20 protein-coding genes and 1 tRNA gene are annotated in these 22,529 nt (G+C 45.8%); 13 read left to right on the forward strand and 8 right to left on the reverse strand.

The genetic code is table 11. The annotated features are described in order from the left end of the window. Positions 1-67 precede the first annotated feature (67 nt). Both L3V35_RS19135 and orn read right to left on the reverse strand, forming a co-directional pair. Positions 68-143, reverse strand: a tRNA-Gly gene (locus L3V35_RS19135). 179 nt (positions 144-322) lie between these two features. Then, positions 323-868, reverse strand: a complete 546-nt coding sequence (gene orn, locus L3V35_RS19140) for an oligoribonuclease (protein ID WP_065682092.1) — start codon at positions 866-868, stop codon at positions 323-325. A 149-nt stretch (positions 869-1,017) separates the two neighbouring features. On the opposite strand from orn, the gene rsgA reads away from it, so the two are divergent. The 5 genes from rsgA to L3V35_RS19165 all read left to right on the forward strand — a co-directional run bounded on the left by rsgA (position 1,018) and on the right by L3V35_RS19165 (position 8,062). Beyond that, the gene (gene rsgA, locus L3V35_RS19145; RefSeq protein ID WP_004733350.1) at positions 1,018-2,073 is read left to right on the forward strand and encodes a small ribosomal subunit biogenesis GTPase RsgA; all 1,056 of its coding nucleotides are present in this window, start codon (positions 1,018-1,020) and stop codon (positions 2,071-2,073) included. A 125-nt stretch (positions 2,074-2,198) separates the two neighbouring features. Then, the gene (gene asd / locus L3V35_RS19150) at positions 2,199-3,110 is read left to right on the forward strand and encodes an archaetidylserine decarboxylase (RefSeq protein WP_065207274.1); all 912 of its coding nucleotides are present in this window, start codon (positions 2,199-2,201) and stop codon (positions 3,108-3,110) included. A gap of 297 nt (positions 3,111-3,407) precedes the next feature. Then, positions 3,408-4,823 carry an SLC13 family permease gene (locus tag L3V35_RS19155; protein ID WP_237300481.1) on the forward strand — a complete coding sequence of 472 codons (1,416 nt, stop codon included), beginning with the start codon at positions 3,408-3,410 and terminating at the stop codon, positions 4,821-4,823. 294 nt (positions 4,824-5,117) lie between these two features. Then, on the forward strand, positions 5,118-6,998 hold the full coding sequence (locus L3V35_RS19160; protein ID WP_237300482.1) for a methyl-accepting chemotaxis protein: 1,881 nt from the start codon (positions 5,118-5,120) through the stop codon (positions 6,996-6,998). Positions 6,999-7,174: 176 nt separating this feature from the next. Next, entirely contained in the window at positions 7,175-8,062 is an 888-nt protein-coding gene (locus L3V35_RS19165) for a DMT family transporter (RefSeq protein ID WP_054547897.1), read from the forward strand. Positions 8,063-8,164: 102 nt separating this feature from the next. On the opposite strand, the gene epmA is transcribed toward L3V35_RS19165, so the two are convergent. Beyond that, positions 8,165-9,136 (reverse strand): elongation factor P--(R)-beta-lysine ligase, encoded by a 972-nt coding sequence (gene epmA / locus L3V35_RS19170; RefSeq protein WP_054547898.1) that lies wholly within the window; start codon positions 9,134-9,136, stop codon positions 8,165-8,167. A gap of 501 nt (positions 9,137-9,637) precedes the next feature. Here epmA and frdA point away from each other — a divergent pair. From frdA to frdD, 4 genes are read left to right on the forward strand one after another with little or no spacing between them, the layout of a single operon-like run. Further along, positions 9,638-11,461 carry a fumarate reductase (quinol) flavoprotein subunit gene (frdA, locus tag L3V35_RS19175; protein ID WP_004733344.1) on the forward strand — a complete coding sequence of 608 codons (1,824 nt, stop codon included), beginning with the start codon at positions 9,638-9,640 and terminating at the stop codon, positions 11,459-11,461. Further along, the gene (locus tag L3V35_RS19180; protein ID WP_054547899.1) at positions 11,461-12,225 is read left to right on the forward strand and encodes a succinate dehydrogenase/fumarate reductase iron-sulfur subunit; all 765 of its coding nucleotides are present in this window, start codon (positions 11,461-11,463) and stop codon (positions 12,223-12,225) included. The genes frdA and L3V35_RS19180 overlap by 1 nt, the downstream gene beginning before the upstream one ends. A gap of 1 nt (position 12,226) precedes the next feature. Then, complete coding sequence (gene frdC / locus L3V35_RS19185; RefSeq protein WP_017076351.1) at positions 12,227-12,610, forward strand: fumarate reductase subunit FrdC; 384 nt, start codon at positions 12,227-12,229, stop codon at positions 12,608-12,610. An 11-nt stretch (positions 12,611-12,621) separates the two neighbouring features. Then, positions 12,622-13,008 carry a fumarate reductase subunit FrdD gene (frdD, locus tag L3V35_RS19190; RefSeq protein WP_054547900.1) on the forward strand — a complete coding sequence of 129 codons (387 nt, stop codon included), beginning with the start codon at positions 12,622-12,624 and terminating at the stop codon, positions 13,006-13,008. 283 nt (positions 13,009-13,291) lie between these two features. Here the strand turns inward: frdD and efp are convergent, their stop codons facing one another. Continuing rightward, on the reverse strand, positions 13,292-13,858 hold the full coding sequence (efp, locus tag L3V35_RS19195; RefSeq protein WP_004733338.1) for an elongation factor P: 567 nt from the start codon (positions 13,856-13,858) through the stop codon (positions 13,292-13,294). 33 nt (positions 13,859-13,891) lie between these two features. Between efp and epmB the strand changes: the two genes are divergently transcribed. The 3 genes from epmB to L3V35_RS19210 all read left to right on the forward strand — a co-directional run bounded on the left by epmB (position 13,892) and on the right by L3V35_RS19210 (position 16,036). Beyond that, complete coding sequence (gene epmB, locus L3V35_RS19200; protein WP_171328874.1) at positions 13,892-14,914, forward strand: EF-P beta-lysylation protein EpmB; 1,023 nt, start codon at positions 13,892-13,894, stop codon at positions 14,912-14,914. A gap of 13 nt (positions 14,915-14,927) precedes the next feature. Beyond that, positions 14,928-15,443 (forward strand): prepilin-type N-terminal cleavage/methylation domain-containing protein, encoded by a 516-nt coding sequence (locus L3V35_RS19205; RefSeq protein WP_237300483.1) that lies wholly within the window; start codon positions 14,928-14,930, stop codon positions 15,441-15,443. Positions 15,444-15,547: 104 nt separating this feature from the next. After that, positions 15,548-16,036 carry an MgtC/SapB family protein gene (locus tag L3V35_RS19210; protein WP_102558466.1) on the forward strand — a complete coding sequence of 163 codons (489 nt, stop codon included), beginning with the start codon at positions 15,548-15,550 and terminating at the stop codon, positions 16,034-16,036. Between the two features lie 127 nt (positions 16,037-16,163). On the opposite strand, the gene L3V35_RS19215 is transcribed toward L3V35_RS19210, so the two are convergent. From L3V35_RS19215 to L3V35_RS19230, 4 genes are all read right to left on the reverse strand, one after another. Next, positions 16,164-17,642, reverse strand: a complete 1,479-nt coding sequence (locus L3V35_RS19215; protein WP_237300484.1) for a sensor domain-containing diguanylate cyclase — start codon at positions 17,640-17,642, stop codon at positions 16,164-16,166. Between the two features lie 302 nt (positions 17,643-17,944). Beyond that, positions 17,945-18,502 (reverse strand): hypothetical protein, encoded by a 558-nt coding sequence (locus L3V35_RS19220; RefSeq protein WP_054542846.1) that lies wholly within the window; start codon positions 18,500-18,502, stop codon positions 17,945-17,947. A 261-nt stretch (positions 18,503-18,763) separates the two neighbouring features. Continuing rightward, positions 18,764-20,410 (reverse strand): chaperonin GroEL, encoded by a 1,647-nt coding sequence (gene groL / locus L3V35_RS19225; protein ID WP_017079119.1) that lies wholly within the window; start codon positions 20,408-20,410, stop codon positions 18,764-18,766. A 51-nt stretch (positions 20,411-20,461) separates the two neighbouring features. Continuing rightward, on the reverse strand, positions 20,462-20,752 hold the full coding sequence (locus L3V35_RS19230; protein ID WP_076667770.1) for a co-chaperone GroES: 291 nt from the start codon (positions 20,750-20,752) through the stop codon (positions 20,462-20,464). A gap of 366 nt (positions 20,753-21,118) precedes the next feature. Here L3V35_RS19230 and L3V35_RS19235 point away from each other — a divergent pair, with 366 nt between their 5' ends. Next, positions 21,119-22,462 (forward strand): MATE family efflux transporter, encoded by a 1,344-nt coding sequence (locus tag L3V35_RS19235; RefSeq protein WP_237300485.1) that lies wholly within the window; start codon positions 21,119-21,121, stop codon positions 22,460-22,462. Positions 22,463-22,529 lie beyond the last annotated feature (67 nt).

Below are 22,529 nucleotides of genomic sequence, written 5' to 3' on the forward strand. Positions count from 1 at the left end.
TCCCGCGTCCGGATGCATTGTTTAAGTCAATGAGTCTATTTCCCAACATCAATCCTAAGAAAGAAATTGGAGCGATACATCGGGTTCGAACCGATGACCTCAACCTTGGCAAGGTTGCGCTCTACCAACTGAGCTAGTATCGCAATCTGAAACGTCTTTCGTCGTTCAGGGCTGCGAATTATAAGAGCATTTTTTTGTGATGCAAGTCCTTAATGCAAAATTACGAAAGTTTTTACTCAACTGCTGTAAAAGCACGCAGATTTGCAAAAAAATCAGCTCTTATGTCCCTGAAAAGTTAGATAAACGTGATCATTTGATCTGATTAGATGTTAATAATCGTTTTTCGGTAGTACTGCAGTTCAGCGATCGACTCACGAATATCATCCAATGCAAGGTGACTTCCCGACTTTGAAAAACCATCGAGTACTTCGGGTTTCCAACGACGAGTCAGCTCTTTCAGGGTACTTACATCGACATAACGGTAATGGAAGTACTCTTCCAGCTCTGGCATGTGTTTGTATAAGAAACGGCGATCTTGGCCAATGCTGTTACCACAAATCGGTGATTTACCTTTTGGTACCCACTTCTCAAGAAACTGAATCGTTTGTTGAATAGCCTCTTGCTCTGAAACCGTGCTTTCTTGAATTCGTTTCACTAGGCCGCTACCGGTGTGGGTGGTTGTACACCACTCGTCCATCTTGTCCAATTCACTCTGAGGTTGGTGAATAGCCAAAACAGGTCCTTCAGCCAGGATGTTAAGCTCACTATCAGTAACGATAGTAGCAATTTCAATGATTTTATGAGTTTCAGGATCAAGTCCTGTCATCTCTAGATCAACCCAAATAAGGTTCTGATCGCTAAAGGACATAAGGCGTCGCCTATTTGTTTATGTATAAAAGAGGTACTATACCCAAATAACTATACTCAAACTAGCTTTAGGGCCATCGAAATCAATGGTACCAACAACATTCCGTTTGAGTCCTCAATCATCAAGTTAGATGTGTTAAGTGAAAAATTGTGGCTAAAAAAAAGAAGTTAACCAAAGGTCAAGTGCGTCGTGTACGTAGCAACCAGAACAAGCGACTCAAGAAAGAAGATTCTATCCAGTGGGATGAGAACATGCTTGGCGGAACAAAAAGCGGACTCGTAATTACGCGCTTTGGCCAACATGCCGATATCGAAGATCTTGAAACCAACGAAGTTCACCGTTGTAACTTACGCCGCAGTATTGAAACGTTAGTTTCTGGAGACAAAGTCATTTGGCGCGCAGGACTTGAATCAATGGCCGGCATCTCTGGTGTTGTAGAAGCCGTTGAGCCAAGAACGTCAATGCTAACTCGCCCTGATTACTACGACGGCCTAAAACCGGTTGCTGCTAACGTTGACCAAATGGTTATCGTTTCAGCTGTACTGCCAGAGCTATCACTTAATATCATCGACCGTTACTTGATCGCCTCTGAAACGGTGAATATTGCCCCGTTAGTTGTGCTCAATAAAGTCGACTTGCTGACAGAACAACAAATTAGCGAATACCGCGAAACGCTGAAAATATACGAGAAAATCGGCTATAAAGTCATGTTCGTCAGTAAAGAGTCGGGGTACGGCATCAAAGAGTTGGAAGCCGAACTGAAAGATCGTATCAACATTTTCGTTGGTCAATCTGGCGTAGGTAAATCCAGCGTCGTGAATGCACTCATGCCAACATTAGACATTGAAGAAGGCGCAGTTTCTGAAAACTCAGGTCTGGGTCAACACACCACCACAGCAGCGCGCTTGTATCACTTCCCTTCTGGTGGTGATCTTATCGATTCCCCAGGGGTACGTGAATTCGGCCTATGGCATTTAGAACCCGATGAAGTCACAGATGCTTTCATTGAATTCAAGCCATACCTAGGTGGTTGTAAATTCCGTGACTGTAAACACAATGACGATCCTGGATGCCTGCTACGTGAAGCCGTTGAAGACGGTAAAATTAGCCGCTTACGTTTTGCTAGCTACCATCGCATTATTGAAACAATGGCTGACAACAAAGATAACCGTCAGTACTCACGAAGCAAGAAAGCCGATCTCTAATCGCGTTTTTGTGAACAAATGTGTGCATTTACTGACAATTGGCGCGAATTTAAGTAACATCTCGCGCCCTAAACCGTCATCGACAGATTTAATTGAAAAACAATTAGCATTGGAAAATTAATACAATGGATAAGATTAAAGTTGGATTGCAGTACTGGATCCCACAGCATGGGCTAACTCGCCTAGTCGGCAAACTGGCGTCTGCTAAAGCGGGTGGCTTAACGACAGCGATCATCAACTGGTTCATCAAGCAATACAAAGTAAACATGGATGAAGCTCTGCATAGCGATCCAAAACACTTTAAAACATTCAATGAATTCTTCGTACGTGAATTGAAAGAAGGCATGCGCCCTGTCGCTGAAGGCGAATCCGTGATTGTTCACCCCGCTGATGCTCGCGTAAGTCAGTTTGGCCCAATTACTGACGGTCAACTGATTCAAGCTAAGAACCACAACTACTCAGCTCGTGAGCTATTGGGTGGTGATGCTGCTCTGGCGGATGAATTTAAAGACGGCGAATTCGCAACGCTTTACTTGTCGCCAAGTGATTACCATCGCGTGCACATGCCATGTGACGGCACACTGCGTCAGATGATCTACGTTCCGGGTGACCTTTTCTCTGTAAACCCGTTAACGGCAGAGAACGTTCCAAACCTATTCGCACGTAACGAGCGTGTAGTTTGTATCTTTGATACTGAGTTTGGCCCAATGGCACAAGTGCTGGTTGGCGCAACTATCGTTGGCAGCATCGAGCAAGTATGGGCTGGCACCATTACTCCACCTCGTGGTAACTCAGTTTACAAATGGGATTACCCTGCACAAGGTGATACAGCCGTCGTCTTGAAGAAAGGCGAAGAGATGGGCCGCTTTAAGCTTGGTTCAACGGTTATCAACCTGTTCGCTAAAGACGCAATCAAGTTTGACGAAACGATGCAAAATGGCGAGAAAACAGTTCTAGGCACCCCTTTCGCGCATATCGCGGGCAAAGACGCTGAGACTGAAGCTGTTGATTCAACAGAGAACACAGACCAAGTCTAACTCTCTGAGTTAACTTAATAAGCTTTAAGGGCGCGTTAGTTTTCTATTTTTAGAGAAGAACGCGCCTTTTTCTTATCTATTTCGAGATACTTCCCTTTAAGACTTCAACCAATCTAACTACCGACAACCTTGCTCCCAACGAGCAGTACGTCGAATTGCCTCATAAAAAGATTGACCAAAAACAAAACAACTGTCGAAACCTTAAACAACTTTCCGATTTTACAACCCGTCTCCAAGTACCAAAAATCCAGATAACTTACTCTATTTGAAGATATTTTATTCATAGGGTCTTTGTACATGCCTAAACTCAATGTTGGCGTTCTGGCCAAGCTGTTGATTTGTTTTGCGATTCCCTTGGGCGTGTTATTCATGCCGATAGATTCAATACCAATCGATGATCTCACGCTGATTCAACACCGCTTGTTGGCAATATTCTTGTTGGCCGCTCTACTGTGGGTGCTTGAACCCGTTCCGGTATTCGCCACTTCCATTTTGATCATTGCGCTTGAACTGGTGATGATTTCCGACAAAGGCTTACACCTATTTAGAAATCCACCAGCGGGACACGATCTCGGTGATTTAATCAAATATACCGACATATTCGGTGCATTTTCGTCACCAATCATCATCCTCTTCATGGGTGGTTTCGCTCTCGCGATATCGGCATCTAAGTACGAACTCGACAACAACTTAGCACGAGTGCTGCTTAAGCCATTCGGCACCGAACCGCGCTTCATTATGCTCGGCTTAATGCTGATCACCGCCGTGTTCTCAATGTTCATGTCAAATACCGCAACCACAGTAATGATGCTCGCACTGCTAGGTCCAATCGTGGCGTCAGCACCAAAAGGCGACATGGGGGTCAAGGCGTTGGTGTTGTGTATTCCAATTGCTGCTAACACCGGTGGTATCGCGACACCCATAGGTACACCACCCAATGCCATCGCACTGCAATACCTAACTGGCGAGAACAGTATCGACTTCCTTAGTTGGATGATGATGGGCTTACCCTTTGTGATCATCCAACTGACCATCGCTTGGTTTCTCCTACAAAAACTCTTCCCTTCTAAAGAAAGAAATATGGTGCTCAAGCTTGATGGCCAATTTAGAAAAAGCTGGCGTGCGATTGTCGTTTACGTCACCTTCGCCGCCACCATCCTATTGTGGATGACCACCAAACTGCATGGCATGAACACCTATGTGGTGTCTATCATTCCACTGGCTGTCTTTACTCTCACCGGCATCATGGGCAAAGAAGAGCTTAAGCTGATTAACTGGGATGTATTGTGGCTAGTAGCAGGTGGTATTGCGATTGGTATAGGACTAGATAAAACAGGCTTAGCCGTGGCACTCGCACACGCGATTGATTATGAGTCGCTCTCACCAACGGCGGTAGTGCTAACGTTATCAATCGTATGTTGGTTAATGGCGAACTTCATGTCAAACACCGCTACGGCCAACTTACTGATGCCGATCGCCGCTGCGATTGGTGCATCAATGGAAAGCTTGGTTGCGATAGGAGGCCTGCAAGGACTACTGGTTGTCGTCGCCTTCTCTGCATCGCTAGGTATGATTTTACCCGTATCGACACCACCAAACTCGTTGGCCTACTCGACCGGGCTTATCGAAAGTAAAGACATGGCGAAGATGGGTATCATCTTAGGGATCGTCGGCTTGCTGATGGTCTACCTCGCACTGTTTATTATCACCTAGCACGTTAACTTCTCACTACAGCCCTCCAGATAGCAATCATGATGTCGCTAGCTAGAGGGTTTATTAAACTGTAAGCGACAAGATAAAATCGATAATAATTAACACCTTAGCAACAGCCTATTGTGATTCCACTTCACTGTTTAGTAAAAACAATCATATATATATTTAAATTATGATTTTAGACACGTTTCGCATTTTAAATATGACGACACTAGACACCTATCAGAGACACATCAGTTCACCATTAAGTACGTCACTGTAATTAGGTTTTTGTCTAATAGAGAGGAATGGACCTTGAGACATACTATTAAGTTTAAAATTCAGATCGCCATTGCGGTCATTATTGCCGTCGTAAGTGGCGCTCAAGCTTGGATATCGGTTACTCAACTCAATCAAGAGACTGAAGTCGCGATCAACCAAGAAATGAAAAATGTTAGCGTTGGCACGACGAATTACATTGCCGATTGGCTATCAATCCGCAGCGATATGATGCTTGCCAATGAATCGACTATTTCAAGTAGTAGCAACTCTGATCGCGAGTTATTGATCACCAAGCAAGCCGGACAATTCTTGTCTGTTTATGCAGGGTTCAGCGATGGCACTATCGCCTATGGCGACAAAGGTGAAGATTGGCCAGCAGGCTACGACCCGCGCACTCGCCCTTGGTATAAAGATGCAAACGCAACATCAGACCTCATCATAACCGAACCTTATCAAGATTTTGACGGCAGCATTGTCATCAGCTTTGCGAAAGCATTCAGTGGCGATAGACAAGGTGTTCTCGCGGCCGATCTAACCGTAACCAGCATTATTGATACCGTGCTCAATGTAAAACTCGAGAACGATGGTTTTGCCTTTTTAGTGGATGGTAACAACAACATTGTGGCTTACAGTGATGAAGAACTGAGTCAAAAACCACTGACCAGTTTGAATCCAGAACTAACAACCAACAAGGTGTCACAACTACTTCAAGACCAAATGATCACCACTCTAACTTGGCCTGGTCAAGGCGATAAGCTGGTTTATATTGCCAATGTCCCGAACACCGATTGGTCGTTAGGTATCGTTATCGATAAAGACATGGCGTTTTCTGCAGTCTCCGATGCCATTCAATTCATCACGCTGACCTCTTTGATTTTGTACATCATCATTTCAATAGCGAGCACAATGGTCATCAACCGCCTACTTTCTCCATTACAAACCTTGTCAGAAGCGCTGACTCAGCTCGCTCAAGGCAGAGGCGATCTCACTCAGCGTATTGATATCACACGTATGGATGAGATTGGTAAACTTGCCGAGCTTGTGAACCAGTTCTTAAGCCAAATGCAAAGCATGTTGAAGGGCGTGATAGAGCACAGCCACGATCTCAACAACCATGCAGAGAAAGCCAATCAACTGGCGACCCAATCTTCGATTAGCGTTGAGAATCAACAAAACGATATCAACCAAATTGCGACCGCGATTCATGAAATGTCGGCTACCGCAGCCGAAGTGGCTAGCCATGCCGAATTAACGGCATCCGCTTCTCAGGCATCCGCTACCGCTTGTAATGAAGGCCAAGAGGTAATCCAACAAAACCGTGATGCGATTACTGGCCTTGCGACTCAAGTTGAAGACGCCGCCAATGTAATTCGTGAATTAGAGAGCAATGCTCAAAGCATCAACCAGATCTTATCAACCATTCAAGGCATTGCTGAGCAAACCAACCTACTGGCATTGAATGCTGCCATTGAAGCAGCACGTGCTGGTGAACAAGGTCGTGGGTTTGCGGTTGTCGCCGATGAAGTGCGCGTGTTAAGTCAGAGAACGCATGGCTCGACCGAAGAAATCCGCGTGATGATTGATACGCTGCAGAAGAATACCGAACATGCCGTTGAAAGCATGACCACCAGCACTCAACTGGCAGAGAACAGTGTTGGCTTCGCAGAACAAGCCCATGGCAGCCTGACTAAAATCACGCAAGCGATCACTGAAATCAACGACATGGCGCTGCAAATCGCGAGTGCTGCGGAAGAGCAACGCGCGGTGAGCGAAGATATCAGCCGTAATACGCAAGGAATCAAAGATGCCTCTGACGATTTGGCACAACAGGCGGAAAGCAGTCGCAATAGCTCAAATGAAATGAGCAGCGCTGCGGAGTCAATGCGCCAAGACGTAGAGCGCTTTAAGGTATAGCGCTTTGAGGTATAGCGCGCCTCAAGCAAAGTAAGTTGAACCACACCAGCAAGCGACAGCTGACATAAACTAATAACTGAAACAAAGTCGTTCTTTCATAAGAATCACTTTGTTCTCAGTTCGGTTTGATGCATATTGATGAGCTAATTTATCCCAGACACAAGGATGTTATTCAGATGGGATTCGAATGGTTAGCTCTAGCTGCCGCTTTTCTTTGGGCGATTGCGAGCCTAATGTCAGTAAAGCCTGCTCAACACTTAGGTTCTTTCGCCTATAGCCGCTGGCGGATGGGTTGTACCGCGATCATCTTATCAAGCATGGCTTGGTTTACAGGTGGGTGGTCAAGTGTCGAAGCCGACCTAGTCACGCCGATGATGCTATCTGGCCTAATTGGCATCTTCATTGGTGATACCGCCCTATTTGCCTGTTTGAACCGCATGGGGCCGCGCCAAGCGGGTTTGCTGTTCTCTTGTCACGCCGTGTTCTCGGCGATTCTTGGTTACTTCCTGTTTAGCGAAAGCATGACTTCGGTGGAGCTTATTGGCTCGGCGTTGGTGTTTAGTGGTGTATTAACCGCAATATTCTTTGGTCGTCGAGGGCAATCGAATAACCAACTCGAAACCATTAAGGGTACGGTGTGGATTGGTGTGGCGCTGGGAATCACCGCCGCGATCTGCCAAGCATTGGGCGGCATTATTGCCAAACCCGTGATGCAAACCAGTATCGACCCAATTGCAGCCTCTGCCATTCGAATGATCACCGCCTTTGTTGCTCACTCACTGTTTCGCTTAACAGGCGCCAAGCTTTCGCGCGCGATCAATCCAATGAATAAACAAATATTCGCAATTACTGCGGTTAATGGCTTTTTAGCGATGGCCGTGGGAATGACGCTGATCTTGTATGCACTGCAAGAAGGTAATGTCGGCATGGTCGCGCTGTTATCTTCGACCACACCCATCATGTTGTTACCAATACTCTGGTTGTATACCAAACAGAGGCCGAATGCCTACGCTTGGTTCGGCGCCATTGTTGCCGTAGTGGGCACCGGTATCTTGGTCAGCTAATGGCACCGGAATTCTGGTCAGCGAGTGAGGCGAGTTGGAAGCTGAGAGTTAATGGTGAATAGCTAATGACCATTAACTCTCAATAACAACAAAAGCAAAAAGCTAAGAACGCGGGAACGGAAAAGCCGTCACGTCATCGATATGGTCGTAGCCCAAAGCCAACATGATCAGACGATCAATACCTAAAGCAACACCTGCACAGTCTGGCAAGCCCGCTTTTAATGCCTCAATCAAATGATGATCAATCGGTTGAGGCGATAATCCCATCTCGATACGTTTTGCATTGTCATCTTCAAAGCGCTGAAGTTGTTCTTGTGGTTTATCGAGTTCATGGAAGCCGTTGGCCAACTCGATACCTTTGAAATACACCTCAAAGCGATCCGCCACTCGTGAATCATTCGGGTTAATCTTGGCTAGTGCAGCTTGTGAAGCCGGAAAGTCATAAACAAACGCAGGTACTTGTTGCCCTATCTTAGCTTCAACCCCAATACTAAACAGCAGCTGCAACAAGGTGTCGCGGTCGTCTTCTGGATCTGCAATGTCGCTGAGCCCTAGTTTCGCGGCAGCCTGCTTTAAGGTATCCATCGAATCTTCTAATGGACACACACCCAGTACATCAATAAAGGCTTGTTGGTAAGTCATTCGCTCCGCAACACCTGATTTTAGAACCTGCTGTAACAGCAAATCCATTTCATCCATCAGGTCATGATGATCAAAGCCAACGCGATACCACTCCAACATGGTGAACTCAGGATTATGGTAACGACCATTTTCTTCGTTACGGAAAGACTTACAAATTTGGTAGATACAGCCACTGCCCGCCGCTAACAGTCGTTTCATATGAAACTCTGGACTGGTCATAAAGAACAATGGCTGGCCGTGCGCATAACCCGGCCCTACGAATTCAGTTTTGAACGTATGCAAATGCACATCCGTCACCGTAGCGTGACTCATCGCAGGCGTATCCACTTCCATCACGTTTCGTTCTGTAAAGAACTGACGAATTTGATTAAGGATATCAGCACGTTGCTTTAACTGCTTAATGGTTGCGGCCGGTTGCCATGTAGAGTGCATTATTAAGTTCCATATCACTGAATTCTAGGCGACGAAAATTACCACCTTTCGTCTCTTTTGTAAGCTTCTATCTGTCTATTGATGAAAGCAAAATGTTGTTTTAATGAAGCCAGAAAATTACGTTCTACAATACAATTATCAATACAGCTTCCACATCAACATTGATAACGAAAATCATACTCAACAAGCCGTTAACACCAGTCCTGTGGGTTAATCGTTATCAACAATTCATTGCCGTGATTGCAGTCACATAACCTATAATTTCTATGCCTCCATATGCATTACCGACCTAAAAACCCAAATACATCAACTTTTCAAATACCTTCCTCTCGTACACTGAACCTACCACTTAAGGCTTAGGGGTGATAAACGGTTGATGCCGTTTAAGTGCTCTCAATAAGTAAGTACTGCCAATTAGTAAGTACTATTAATTAGTAAGTGCCACCAATAAGCTTTTTATAATTACAAGCGGAATACTCCGCATCACACTGGAGAATAACTGTGAAGACAATTACCACAGATATCGCAGTCATCGGCGCAGGCGGCGCTGGTCTTCGTACAGCTATCGCTGCGGCTGAAGCTAATCCTGAATTGGAAGTAGCACTGATTTCTAAAGTTTACCCAATGCGTTCGCACACGGTAGCAGCAGAAGGCGGTTCAGCAGCAGTAATTAAAGACGAAGATAGCCTAGATAACCACTTCAACGATACTGTTGGCGGTGGCGACTGGCTATGTGAACAGGATGTTGTTGAATACTTTGTTGAAAACTCGACTCGCGAAATGATCCAAATGGAACAATGGGGCTGCCCATGGAGTCGTAAAGAAAACGGTGAAGTAAACGTACGCCGATTCGGCGGTATGAAAGTAGAGAGAACGTGGTTCGCAGCGGATAAAACCGGCTTCCACATGCTTCATACTCTGTTCCAGACTTCGATGAAGTACGACACAATCAAACGATTTGATGAGTACTTTGTGGTGGATTTGATCGTTGAAGATGGCGAAGTACAAGGCCTAATCGCGATTCATATGTCTGAAGGTGAGCTTGTTACGATTAAAGCGAAATCTGTTGTATTAGCAACCGGTGGCGCAGGTCGTGTTTACCACTGCAATACTAACGGCGGCATCGTAACTGGCGACGGTATGGCAATGGCTTATCGCCACGGTGTACCACTGCGTGATATGGAGTTCGTTCAATACCACCCAACAGGCCTACCGGGTACTGGCATCTTGATGACTGAAGGTTGTCGTGGTGAAGGCGGTATCATCGTCAACAAGAACGGCTACCGTTACCTACAAGATTACGGCATGGGCCCTGAAACTCCAGTGGGCGAGCCGAAGAACAAATACATGGAACTGGGTCCTCGTGACAAAGTTTCTCAAGCATTCTGGCACGAGCAGCAGAAAGGCAACACCATCAAGCACCCGCTTGGTGATGTCGTACACCTTGACCTTCGCCACCTTGGTGAAGAGTATCTGCAAGAGCGTCTTCCGTTCATCTGTGAGCTTGCAAAAGCGTACGTAAACGTTGATCCAGCAAAAGAGCCAATCCCAATTCGCCCAACTGTTCACTACACCATGGGTGGTATTGAAACTAACGGTACGTGTGAGACTCGCATTAAAGGCCTATTCGCCGTTGGTGAATGTGCTTCAGTTGGCCTGCACGGTGCAAACCGCCTAGGTTCTAACTCTCTGGCTGAGTTCGTAGTATTTGGCCGCGTAGCCGGTGAACAAGCCGTGAAACGTGCAGCTGAATTCAAAGGCTGGAATGAAGAAGCCATTACTAAGCAAATTAAAGCGGTTGAAGATCGCATCGCAGGTATCTTAGCTCAAGAAGGCGATGAGAACTGGGCTGATATCCGTACTGAAATGGGTCACACCATGGAAGCGGGTTGTGGTATCTACCGTCAAGAAGACTTGATGCAAGAAACCATCGACAAAATCACTGAACTGAAAGCGCGCTATAAGAAGATCAGCATTAAAGACAAAGGCAAAGTGTTCAACACTGACCTACTTTACGCTATCGAAGTGGGCTACGGTCTTGAAGTTGCTGAAGCAATGGTTCACTCAGCGATTCTTCGCAAAGAGTCTCGCGGTGCACACCAACGTCTAGACGACAACTGCACAGAACGTGATGATGTGAACTTCCTGAAACACTCTCTGTCTTTCTACAACGAAGATGCAGCACCAACTATCGACTACAGCGGCGTTAAGATTACTAAATCTCAACCTAAAGCTCGTCTATACGGTGAAGCAGCCGAGAAAGCCGCTGCCGCTGAAAAAGCAGCAGAAGAGAATGCGAAGAAGAGCGAAGAGGAGCAAGCATAATGTCAGCGAATCGAATCCAAAAAATTGAAATCCTGCGTTATGACCCTGAGCACGATGCAGAACCTCACTTTCAAACCTTTGAAGTTCCGTTTGATGAAACCATGTCAGTACTTGATGCGATTGGTTACATCAAAGATAACCTAGATAAAGACCTGTCTTACCGTTGGTCTTGTCGTATGGCGATTTGTGGTTCTTGCGGCATCATGGTTGATGGCGTGCCAAAACTGGCATGTAAAAGCTTCTTACGTGACTACCCGAATGGCTTCAAGATTGAACCATTGGCTAACTTCCCAATCGAGAAAGATTTGATTGTCGACATGACGCCGTTCATCGAGCGCCTTGAAGCAATCAAGCCTTACATCATTGGTAACGACCGCAAGCCAGAAGACGGTACTAACATCCAAACTCCAGAGCAAATGGCGAAGTACAAACAGTTCGCTGGCTGCATCAACTGTGGTTTGTGTTACGCCGCGTGTCCTCAGTTTGGTCTAAACCCTGAGTTCATCGGCCCTGCGGCACTTGCTCTTGCTCACCGCTACAACCTAGATAGCCGTGACAATGGTAAAGCTGAACGTATGAAGCTTATCAATGGCGACAACGGCGCTTGGGGCTGTACGTTTGTAGGTTACTGTTCTGACGTTTGTCCGAAGAAAGTAGACCCAGCGGCTGCAGTAAACCAAGGTAAAGTTGAGTCTTCAATGGACTTCGTTATCTCGATGTTCAAACCTGATGGCGAACCGGTTAAAGCGAAGGAGGAAGCGTAATATGAGCAATCGTAAACCTTATGTTCGTGAGATGAAGAGAACGTGGTGGAGCAACCATCCGTTCTACCGTTTCTACATGCTACGTGAAGCGACTGTACTGCCTTTGATTCTATTCACTCTGTTCCTAACCTTCGGTTTGGGTTCGCTAGTGAAAGGTCCTGAAGCGTGGGAAGGTTGGTTAAGCTTTATGGCTAACCCTATCGTTATCGGTATTAATATCGTGGCACTGCTAGGCAGCTTACTGCACGCTCAGACCTTCTTCAGCATGATGCCTCAAGTAATGCCAATCCGTCTTAAAGGCAAATTGGTAGATAAAAGAATCATCGTACTGACCCAGTGGGCAGCGGTGGCATTTATTTCTTTAATCGTTCTTATGGTGGTGTAAGGAGCTTCGTTATGAACACAAATTACAAAATGAAACCTGTTAACCACGATCCGAAACGCTCTGATGAACCAATCTGGTGGGGCCTATTTGGCGCTGGCGGTACTTGGTTCGCGATGATCACTCCGATCACGATTCTAGTGCTGGGTATCTTAGTGCCAATGGGCATTATCGATGCGGATGCAATGAGCTACGAACGTGTGTCTGAGTTTGCCACCAGCATTATCGGTGCGCTATTCATCATCGGTACACTAGCACTGCCAATGTGGCACGCAATGCACCGTCTTCACCACGGCATGCACGACCTTAAGTTCCACGTCGGCGTTGCAGGTAAAGTTGGCTGCTACTTCGTTGCAGGCCTAATCAGCGCACTGTCTGTTATCTTCATCTTCATGATCTAACAGTTAAGAGCAGATTCGGGATTCGAGTAATCGAGATTCGAAAAGCTTAAGAGCGAAAAGACTAAAAGCAGAACAGGAATTTCTTGTTCTGCTTTTTTGTTGCTTGTCGAATCTCACACACCTAGCTCACTCGCCCTTGATCTTCCCGCTCTTCGTATCTCGCATCTCGGTTACTCGCATCTGCCCCTACCGCTTCTCCTGATCGCTAGATACAAAAAAGGCCGCTCATAAGCGACCTTTTCTATTTCACTGAGCCACCTCAAACAAGGTGGACACAATCAAATTATTTTACACGACCAACGTATTCGCCAGTACGAGTATCAACTTTAACAACTTCACCGATAGCGATGAATAGAGGTACACGAACGACCGCGCCTGTTGCTAGAGTTGCAGGTTTACCACCCGTACCCTGTGTATCGCCTTTAAGGCCAGGATCAGTTTCAGTTACTGGGATCTCAACAAAGTTTGGCGGAGTAACAGTGATAGGGTTATCATTCCACAACGTTAGAGTACAAACGTCATTTTCAACTAACCATTTTGCTGAATCAGCGACTGCTTTTACGTCTGCTGCGATTTGCTCAAATGTTTCGTTGTTCATGAAGTGGTAGAATTCGCCATCGTTGTATAGGTAGCCTAATTCAACGTCAACAACATCTGCAAGCTCGAAGCTTTCGCCTGACTTGAATGTTTTCTCTAACACTTTGCCTGACAGCAGTTTACGAAGTTTTACACGGTTAAACGCTTGGCCTTTACCTGGCTTAACGTATTCATTGTCGATAATTGCGCAAGGCTCATTATCTAACATGAATTTTAAACCGCCTTTGAATTCATTGGTGCTTACTGACGCCATGATTTTCTCTTCCACATCTTTGAGTTAATTTCAATGCCGCATATCATAACCCGAAAAGTCGAATCTGTTGAGCAAAACTGGCTCAAACAACTATCGAATGCGATCTCTGACCCGACAAAACTGCTTCAAGCATTGGAAATAGACCCAACACCGTGGCAAAAAGGATTCGCAGCACGTGAGCTGTTTTCACTTCGAGTTCCTCTTAGCTTTGTTGAGCGAATGGAAAAAGGCAACCCACACGACCCTCTATTGCGTCAGGTGTTACCACTCAACGAAGAGTTCGAGGTGCATCAAGGCTATTCAGCCGACCCATTAGAAGAGCAAGAAAACGCAATCCCAGGGTTGCTGCACAAATACAAAAGTCGCGCGCTAATGATTGTAAAAGGGGGCTGCGCCATCAACTGCCGCTACTGCTTCCGCCGTCATTTCCCTTACCAAGACAACAAGGGTTCTAAGTCTGTGTGGCAAACTAGCCTCGACTATGTGGCCACTCATCCAGAGATCAACGAGGTTATCTTATCCGGTGGTGACCCTTTGATGGCCAAAGACAGCGAACTCGAATGGCTGATCAATGCCATCGAACAGATTCCGCATGTAAAAACCGTTCGAATTCATAGCCGATTACCGGTTGTGATCCCCGCTCGAGTGACAGATGAACTGTGCCAATTGTTAGCTCAAACTCGCCTCAACGTGGTGATGGTCAGTCATATCAACCATGCCAATGAAATCAACGTGGAGCTCAAACAAGCCTTTCATAAGCTAAAGCTAACTGGGGCGACTCTGCTTAATCAGGGGGTGATGCTAAAAGGCGTTAACAATAGCGCTAACTCTTTGAAAGAATTAAGCGAAAAGCTATTCGATGCCGGTGTTTTACCTTACTATATGCATGTACTTGATAAAGTTCAGGGCGCCGCTCACTTCTATATCTCCGATGAAGAAGCAAAGATGCACTTTAAGGGTTTAATCTCTGAGGTTTCAGGCTACCTCGTACCTAAGTTAACTCGTGAGATTGGTGGCCGCAGCAGCAAGACGCCACTCGACCTACACATTGAATAAAGAAGTTACCAAAATGAAGACGCATCCGAACAATAACTGGTCCTCTAACCGAGGCTTTACCATGATCGAATTGGTTATCGTAATTGTCATTCTGGGTATTGTGTCGGTGACTGCCGCTTCTAAGTTTCTCAACCTACAAACCGATGCTCGCATCTCGACATTAAATGGCCTTAAAGGTGGAATGGAAGGCGCAAGCACCATGCTTTATGGCAAGACATCAGCACTAGGCTTAGATAAGGCTGCGAGCGCCTCCATCAACGTTGAGGGTGACAACATCTTAGTGGCGTACGGCTATCCGGCGGCGATGAACGATCAAACTTGGTCAATGCTCATAGAGTCCACCTTCTTAGATGCAGTTTGGGATACGGGTCGAGCTGACTGGTTCTTTACCAACACAGATGCGAATGATGGCATTATTCTGTATGCACCCGCGAGCCGCAAAAACCAATCTGATAACTGCTACCTTGAATACCAAGAAGCGACAGAGACAGAAACCCCTACCTTCTCGTTGACCACCACCGGCTGTTAAACCTTAAGCAGACAATCCAATCGTTAAGACAAAAAGTTTTTGTTCGATCGTCCGGTCTATTATTAGCATACTCGGCTCTATTCTAAATCTTTAGGAGGGGTGATATGTCACAATTTATAGAACAAACTCTCAACCTTGCCCCCTTTAGCTGGGCAGGCCTCGCAGCATGTATGCTGTGTGGATCATTAATCGGAATCGAAAGGCAAACCCGCGGTAAACCCGTTGGAATACGAACCTCCATTTTGATTATCAGCGGTACTTATTTCTTTCTCACCATGGCGATTAGCTTATCTCCCAACACACTCGATCAAGCCCGTGTGCTTGGTCAGATAATAACGGGGGTGGGATTTCTTGGGGCCGGGGTAATGATGACATTGGATGGCAAGATTCATGGAGTCACGTCTGCGGCCATTATTTGGGTGTTGGCTGCGTTGGGGATGATGATTGCGTTAGGACACCTTTCTCAATCAGTCATCATCACTCTAATGGCACTTGTGATACTGCTTGGTGTCGACAAAGTAGAAAACAGTTTCCAAAGCCTGCGTCGTGGTGTGCATCAGAAGTGGATGAATAAAGGTCGCGTGAAGAAGTAACCTCTAATTTTAGATGCGTTTATCTTAAAGACATTTTGTCCTTAGATTCGATTTCTTAGAGGAAAATTCTTAGAAACGAAAAAGAAGCCTAGTCAAACGACTAGGCTTTGAGTTTTTAGACAAGCGCTTAATGCACGTGAATACACACTTGATTCTTACCCGCGGCTTTCGCCTTATAAAGCTGCTCATCCGAAGAACGAATACTCTGGTTTTCCCACAAGTGACCAACGCTGTCGAACTTGTACAGAGAGTAGAGCGTCGCCCCACCAGAAACAGAAATATTCACCTTGTCACCCGTTGGGCATCGATAACTTTGCAGGCTAATATCGTTTTGAATTCGCTCAAAGATCGACGAAAGCAACTCAGAAGATTCACCCGTAATCGCGACAACAAACTCTTCACCACCAAACCGTGCCACGATATCTTGCTGCCTAACGCTGTTCAGCATCAACTGAGCAACATGGCAAATCACCTCGTCCCCCGTTTTGTGGCCATACTGATCATTAACCACTTTAAAATCATCGATATCAAACACGCCAACACCAATAATCGGCTGTTCGTCCTGAGCCAGTAATCTCGCTTCAAAGCCACGTCGATTCAGTAAACCAGTTAATGGGTCGCACATTGCTAGGTCATTCAAACGCTGGTGTTCTTGTCTTGTATAAAAACGCCATAGCCATAAAACCGAGAGCAAATACAAAACAAACAGTATCGAAAGCTGAATCTTCTCCATCTCCAATACATGCAGAAAGTGCTCGCTCTTCTCTTCTTCAATACTTAGATATAACTGGGTGTTAATGTCATCAACATACAAAGGCTTGGAATAGGTAAAGTCCATAACCCCGTACTTGTTTGCGCCTCGAGTACTGGTGACTTTATAACCATGAGTAGGGTTCGATACGAGGTTAGAGACATAGCCATCGACACCCAATACCCCTTTAAACTCACCATTAACGTAAATGCCTTTGGTTAACGTCACGACTTTTTTACCCGTCAGGTAATCATCATATTGGCCCGTATAGACAACTTGGTCTTGACCTTGCGCTAAGCCAAAACGAATCGTATTCACCCAGTACGGACGACTGTTCACCACAGAGTCAAAGGTATCGCCCTTAATCGTGCGAGCAAAATCAGAAGGCGAAGAGATAATAAACTTCTCTTTCGAGATAAAGTAAATCGCAGAGATGGTATCAATAGTATTGGCAAAATAAGCCATGGTTGGAGCGATGAATAAGCGCTTACCGGCTTCAGAGTTAAGCTCTGACTTCGGATCGCACATTTCGCTAGGGCCTGAGAACATAAAGTCAAAACGAGGGGCTTGTTGCTCCTCACTGATGAAATAGCACGTCTCACCCTCTACCTTTTTTTCATGCGAGAACACATAAGTATCGCCATGCAGTGGGTAAAGTGCCGTGATGTTGTATTCAAGGGCATTAATGATCTTTGTGAGCTCAGCAAGAGAGCGCGTGACACCTTGGTTTTCGATTCCATACTGTTTATCTGATTCTTCCGCTGAATCAACGAGCAATAAGCCCAAAACGACTAAAAAACTGGCGGTAAGGCTTAAGAAAGCCTTTTTAAAATCGATGGTATGGTGTTTTATCAAAGCATATAAGTCGACGTTGTGATTTTAGCGCACATTGTACTTATAAGTAAAAATACTGCAATAGAAAGTATAAAACCAAGTGCTTATTAACTAATTTGAGGTAGGTAAATCGGAAAGGGGATTGAAACAACAGTATTTCAACAAAAGAACAGTGTCTAAACAAAAGAACAATGCTTAAACAAAAGAATAATGCCTAAACAAAAGAATTTAGGCATTGATAGGCTTGAGCACTAATAAATCACTTAACTCACCAATAGTGAATCTAGAGGCTCAACCGCGTTCTATTTCGTAAAATTCATATTCTATTTAGCGAAATTGACAATCGGGAAGCACGGGAAGAAGCCGTTATCAGCACAGTTGATCAAGCCAATTTGTACGCCTTCGATTTTGTTGGTTTTGTTGAAGATACCAACCTGAACCGTCGACACTTCTGAAAGGTTCGCCGCACCAACATCAACCATAGTGTTGCCTTCAGAGTAGTTGACGAAGCTCACGTTCGCGCCTTTCACATCATTAGTGATGTTCACTGCACCTAGGTTAAGACCCGTTGTTTTACCGGTATTCCAGTTGAAGAAACCAAGCGATGCACCTGTCATTTCTTGGTTCACTTTTGATGCACCGAAGATACCCAGGTTCACACCCGTCGTGGTTTGTGTTTCTGACATACCCACAACCGCAAGATCGACACCTTTAAGGTCGTTCACTTGTCCGTGAAGCAGAGCCAAACGTACACCACCAACCGCATCTGAATCCGGAGCATTGAAGCCGTTGATCGTTGAAAACATAACAGGCGAAGAAGCAAATGCTGCCGGTGCCATTACTGCTGCAGACACAGCAAGTACTGAAAGTAATTTTTTCATTGGGGAGTCTCCACTGACTTATTGTTGACTTGATTAATCCATTTTCAATCAAGCATTTATTATCCTTTATTCAACAGCTATCCATGTTAGACCAATGTCATAACTGTACTGTTGAATATAAGACGCAAAATCATAAAGAGCAATGGTTAAGAGCAGATGCGGGATGCGAGTAACGAGATGCGAAAAGAATAAAAACGGAGACCGAAGTCTCCGTTTTCAAAGCTTATGTATGACTTTCTCTGTTACGAGAAAGGGGGATGATTACATCATGCCGCCCATGCCACCCATACCGCCCATGCCACCCATATCTGGCATTGCAGGGCCAGAATCTTGTGGCTTGTCAGTGATCATCGCTTCTGTTGTGATCATAAGACCTGCTACTGATGCTGCGAACTGAAGTGCAGAACGCGTTACCTTAGTTGGATCTAGGATACCCATTGCAATCATGTCGCCGTATTCGCCAGTAGCCGCGTTGTAACCGTAGTTACCTTCGCCAGCACGAACGTTGTTAGCAACAACAGATTCTTCATCACCAGCATTCGTCGTGATTTGACGGATAGGCGCTTCCATTGCACGTAGTGCAACGCGGATACCTACGTTTTGCTCTTCGTTGTCGCCCTCAAGGCCAGCAACTTTAGATGCAGCGCGGATAAGTGCAACACCACCACCAGCAACCACACCTTCTTCAACAGCAGCGCGAGTTGCGTGAAGTGCATCTTCAACGCGGTCTTTCTTCTCTTTCATCTCAACTTCAGTCGCAGCGCCAACTTTGATTACTGCAACACCGCCAGCTAGCTTAGCTACGCGCTCTTGAAGTTTTTCTTTATCGTAGTCAGACGTCGCATCTTCGATTTGTTGACGAATTTGAGAAACGCGACCTTTGATCATCTCTTCATTACCCGCACCATCGATGATGGTTGAGTTTTCTTTAGTGATCGTAATGCGCTTAGCTTGACCTAGGTCTTCTAGCGTTACTTTCTCAAGGTCTAGGCCGATCTCTTCAGAGATAACCGTGCCGCCCGTTAGGATAGCGATGTCTTGCAGCATAGATTTACGACGGTCGCCGAAACCAGGTGCTTTAACCGCAGCCACTTTAACGATGCCACGCATGTTGTTCACAACAAGAGTTGCCAGCGCTTCGCCTTCTACATCTTCAGCGATGATAAGAAGTGGACGAGATGCCTTAGCAACCGCTTCTAGAGTCGGAAGAAGTTCACGGATGTTCGACACTTTCTTGTCGATAAGAAGAATGAACGGGCTATCTAGGTCAACAGAACCGGCTTCTTGGTTGTTGATGAAGTAAGGAGACAGGTAACCGCGGTCGAACTGCATACCTTCAACTACGTCTAGCTCATCTTGTAGAGCCTGACCTTCTTCAACCGTGATTACGCCATCACGACCTACTTTTTCCATCGCTTCAGCAATGATGTTACCTACTGTCGAATCAGAGTTCGCAGAGATAGTACCTACTTGAGCAATAGCTTTCGTGTCTGAACAAGGAACAGAAAGGTTCTTCAGCTCTTCAACTGCCGCGATAACCGCTTTGTCGATGCCGCGCTTAAGATCCATTGGGTTCATGCCAGCAGCAACCGCTTTTAGGCCTTCAGCGATAATAGACTGAGCCAATACTGTTGCTGTAGTTGTTCCGTCGCCCGCCGCGTCATTCGCTTGCGAAGCCACTTCTTTAACCATTTGTGCGCCCATGTTTTGGAACTTGTCTTCAAGTTCGATTTCACGTGCAACTGAAACACCATCTTTAGTGATAGTCGGTGCGCCAAATGATTTGTCTAGAACAACGTTACGGCCTTTAGGACCTAGCGTTACTTTTACTGCGTCAGCCAGAACGTTTACACCTTCTAGCATTTTAATACGTGCGTCGTTACCAAATTTAACGTCTTTAGCAGCCATCTTAATTTCCTTTAAAATTCTTTATTAAATCAGTTCAATGTGTGGCGCGGATTACTCAACGATCGCCATGATGTCGTTTTCAGACATGATCAGAACTTCTTTGCCGTCGATCTTTTCAGTTTTAGTGCCGTAGCCTTCAGAAAAGATAACAGTATCGCCAACTTTAACGTCCAATGGTTGTACTGAACCATTTTCTAAAATGCGGCCTTTGCCAACAGCTAGAATAATACCGCGCGTTGATTTTTCAGCGGCAGAACCAGTTAGAACGATGCCACCAGCAGATTTAGATTCAACTTCTTGGCGCTCAACGATAACTCGGTCGTGTAGAGGACGGATATTCATCGGTCAGATCTCCTGATAATTTCCATTTAATTTGATAGTTGCCACGATTGGCATGGGGTTACCCAATATGTTGGGGCGATGTGGGAGAACCCAAGGGGGAAAAGATAAAAATTGTGATCCAAAGAGCAGATAAGAGCAGATAAGAGCAGATGCGAGTAAACGGGATGCGAGATACGAAAAGCAAAAACGCCCCTGCGAATAATCTTGTGTAAATGTCAGGGGGTTAAGCAAAAGAAGGCTGCTTTTCTTTTCTCCGCTTTTAGCTCTTCGATACTCGTTTACCCGCATCTCGTATCTGCTTTTAAGCTATTCCCTTCCCGCCCGCATCTGTTTATCCTACGCTTTTGGTTTCTATCGGCGTTTTACATGCAAGATAAGCACGGGCTATTAACTGCCCCAATTGAGAGTACATTGCGTACCATGACCATACCGACCATATTCGGTATGGTGGCGATCTTGATGTTTAACCTCGTCGATACTTTCTTCATCTCATTGCTCGGCACCCAAGCCTTAGCAGCGGTGAGCTTTACCTTTCCAGTCACCTTTGGCATCAACTGCATCACCATGGGAATCGGCATTGGCTTATCGACATGTATTGGGCGATTGCTTGGCCAAGGTTGCGCACAAAATGCAGCACGCTTTACCTGTCATGGCTTATTACTGGCTCTGCTTCTTGTCGGCTGCGCTTCTACGCTAGGTATTACTTTCTTAGAACCTATGTTTACCCTGTTAGGGGCAAAGCAAGAGTTGTTGCCGCTGATATCGGAATATATGTCGGTGTGGTATCTCGCGATCCCATTGTTGGTCATCCCCATGGCAGGCAACAGCGCGATTCGAGCAACCGGTGACACGAAAACGCCCGCCAAGATCATGCTGCTCGCAGGGCTTATCAATGGCGTTTTAGATCCACTACTCATCTTCGGTTATGGGCCTTTTCCTGAACTGGGGATTCAAGGCGCAGCCATTGCCAGTGGTTTCAGTTGGTTTGGTGCTTTGTGTGGATCACTGTACGTGTTGACCGTACGAGAAAAACTGCTTGCTCCTCCAAAACTGAAAAACATCATCAATGACTGGCGACAGATCCTAAAAATAGGCACACCAGCCGCTCTGTCTAACGCACTAAATCCATTAGCGGGTGCCATCATCATGATGATGCTGGCCAAACAAGGTACCGAAGCCGTGGCGGCGTATGGCGCAGCGCAACGTATTGAATCCATTCTTATCATTGTGTTGATGTCTCTGACTTCGGCTCTTACGCCTTTCATGGCTCAGAACTTTGGCGCAAACAACCCCCAACGCAGCTTTAAGGCTCTGTTTCTAAGCATGCGCTTTGCCATATTATTCCAAGGGTTGGTCTTCTTAATGATGGTGCCACTGAGCATTCCTTTAGCCGCCCTTTTCTCTCAAGAAGAATCGGTGCGAGGCATATTGTGGCATTACCTGTTAGTTGTACCCTTTAGCTATGGATTTCAAGGCATTGTGATGATGTTGATCAGCGGCATGAACGCGATGCATCAACCACTTAAAGCATTCCAATGGAGCTTCATGCGCCTGTTTGTCTTCACCTTACCCTTTGCGTGGATAGGTAGCCAAATCGATGGTGTCGAAGGGATGTTTGTTGGCTTAGCACTAGGAAACATCATGGGCGGAATATCCGGGTACTTGTTTGCGCTTCGTATAAGGGTTAAAGCAGATGCGGGATGCGAGTAAACGGGATGCGAAGAGATTTTTAGAGCAGATACGGGATTCGAGTATCGAGATTCGAAGAGCCTAAAAA

Source organism: Vibrio sp. L5-1, assembly GCF_021728315.1.
Classification (GTDB): Bacteria; Pseudomonadota; Gammaproteobacteria; order Enterobacterales; family Vibrionaceae; genus Vibrio; species Vibrio splendidus_K.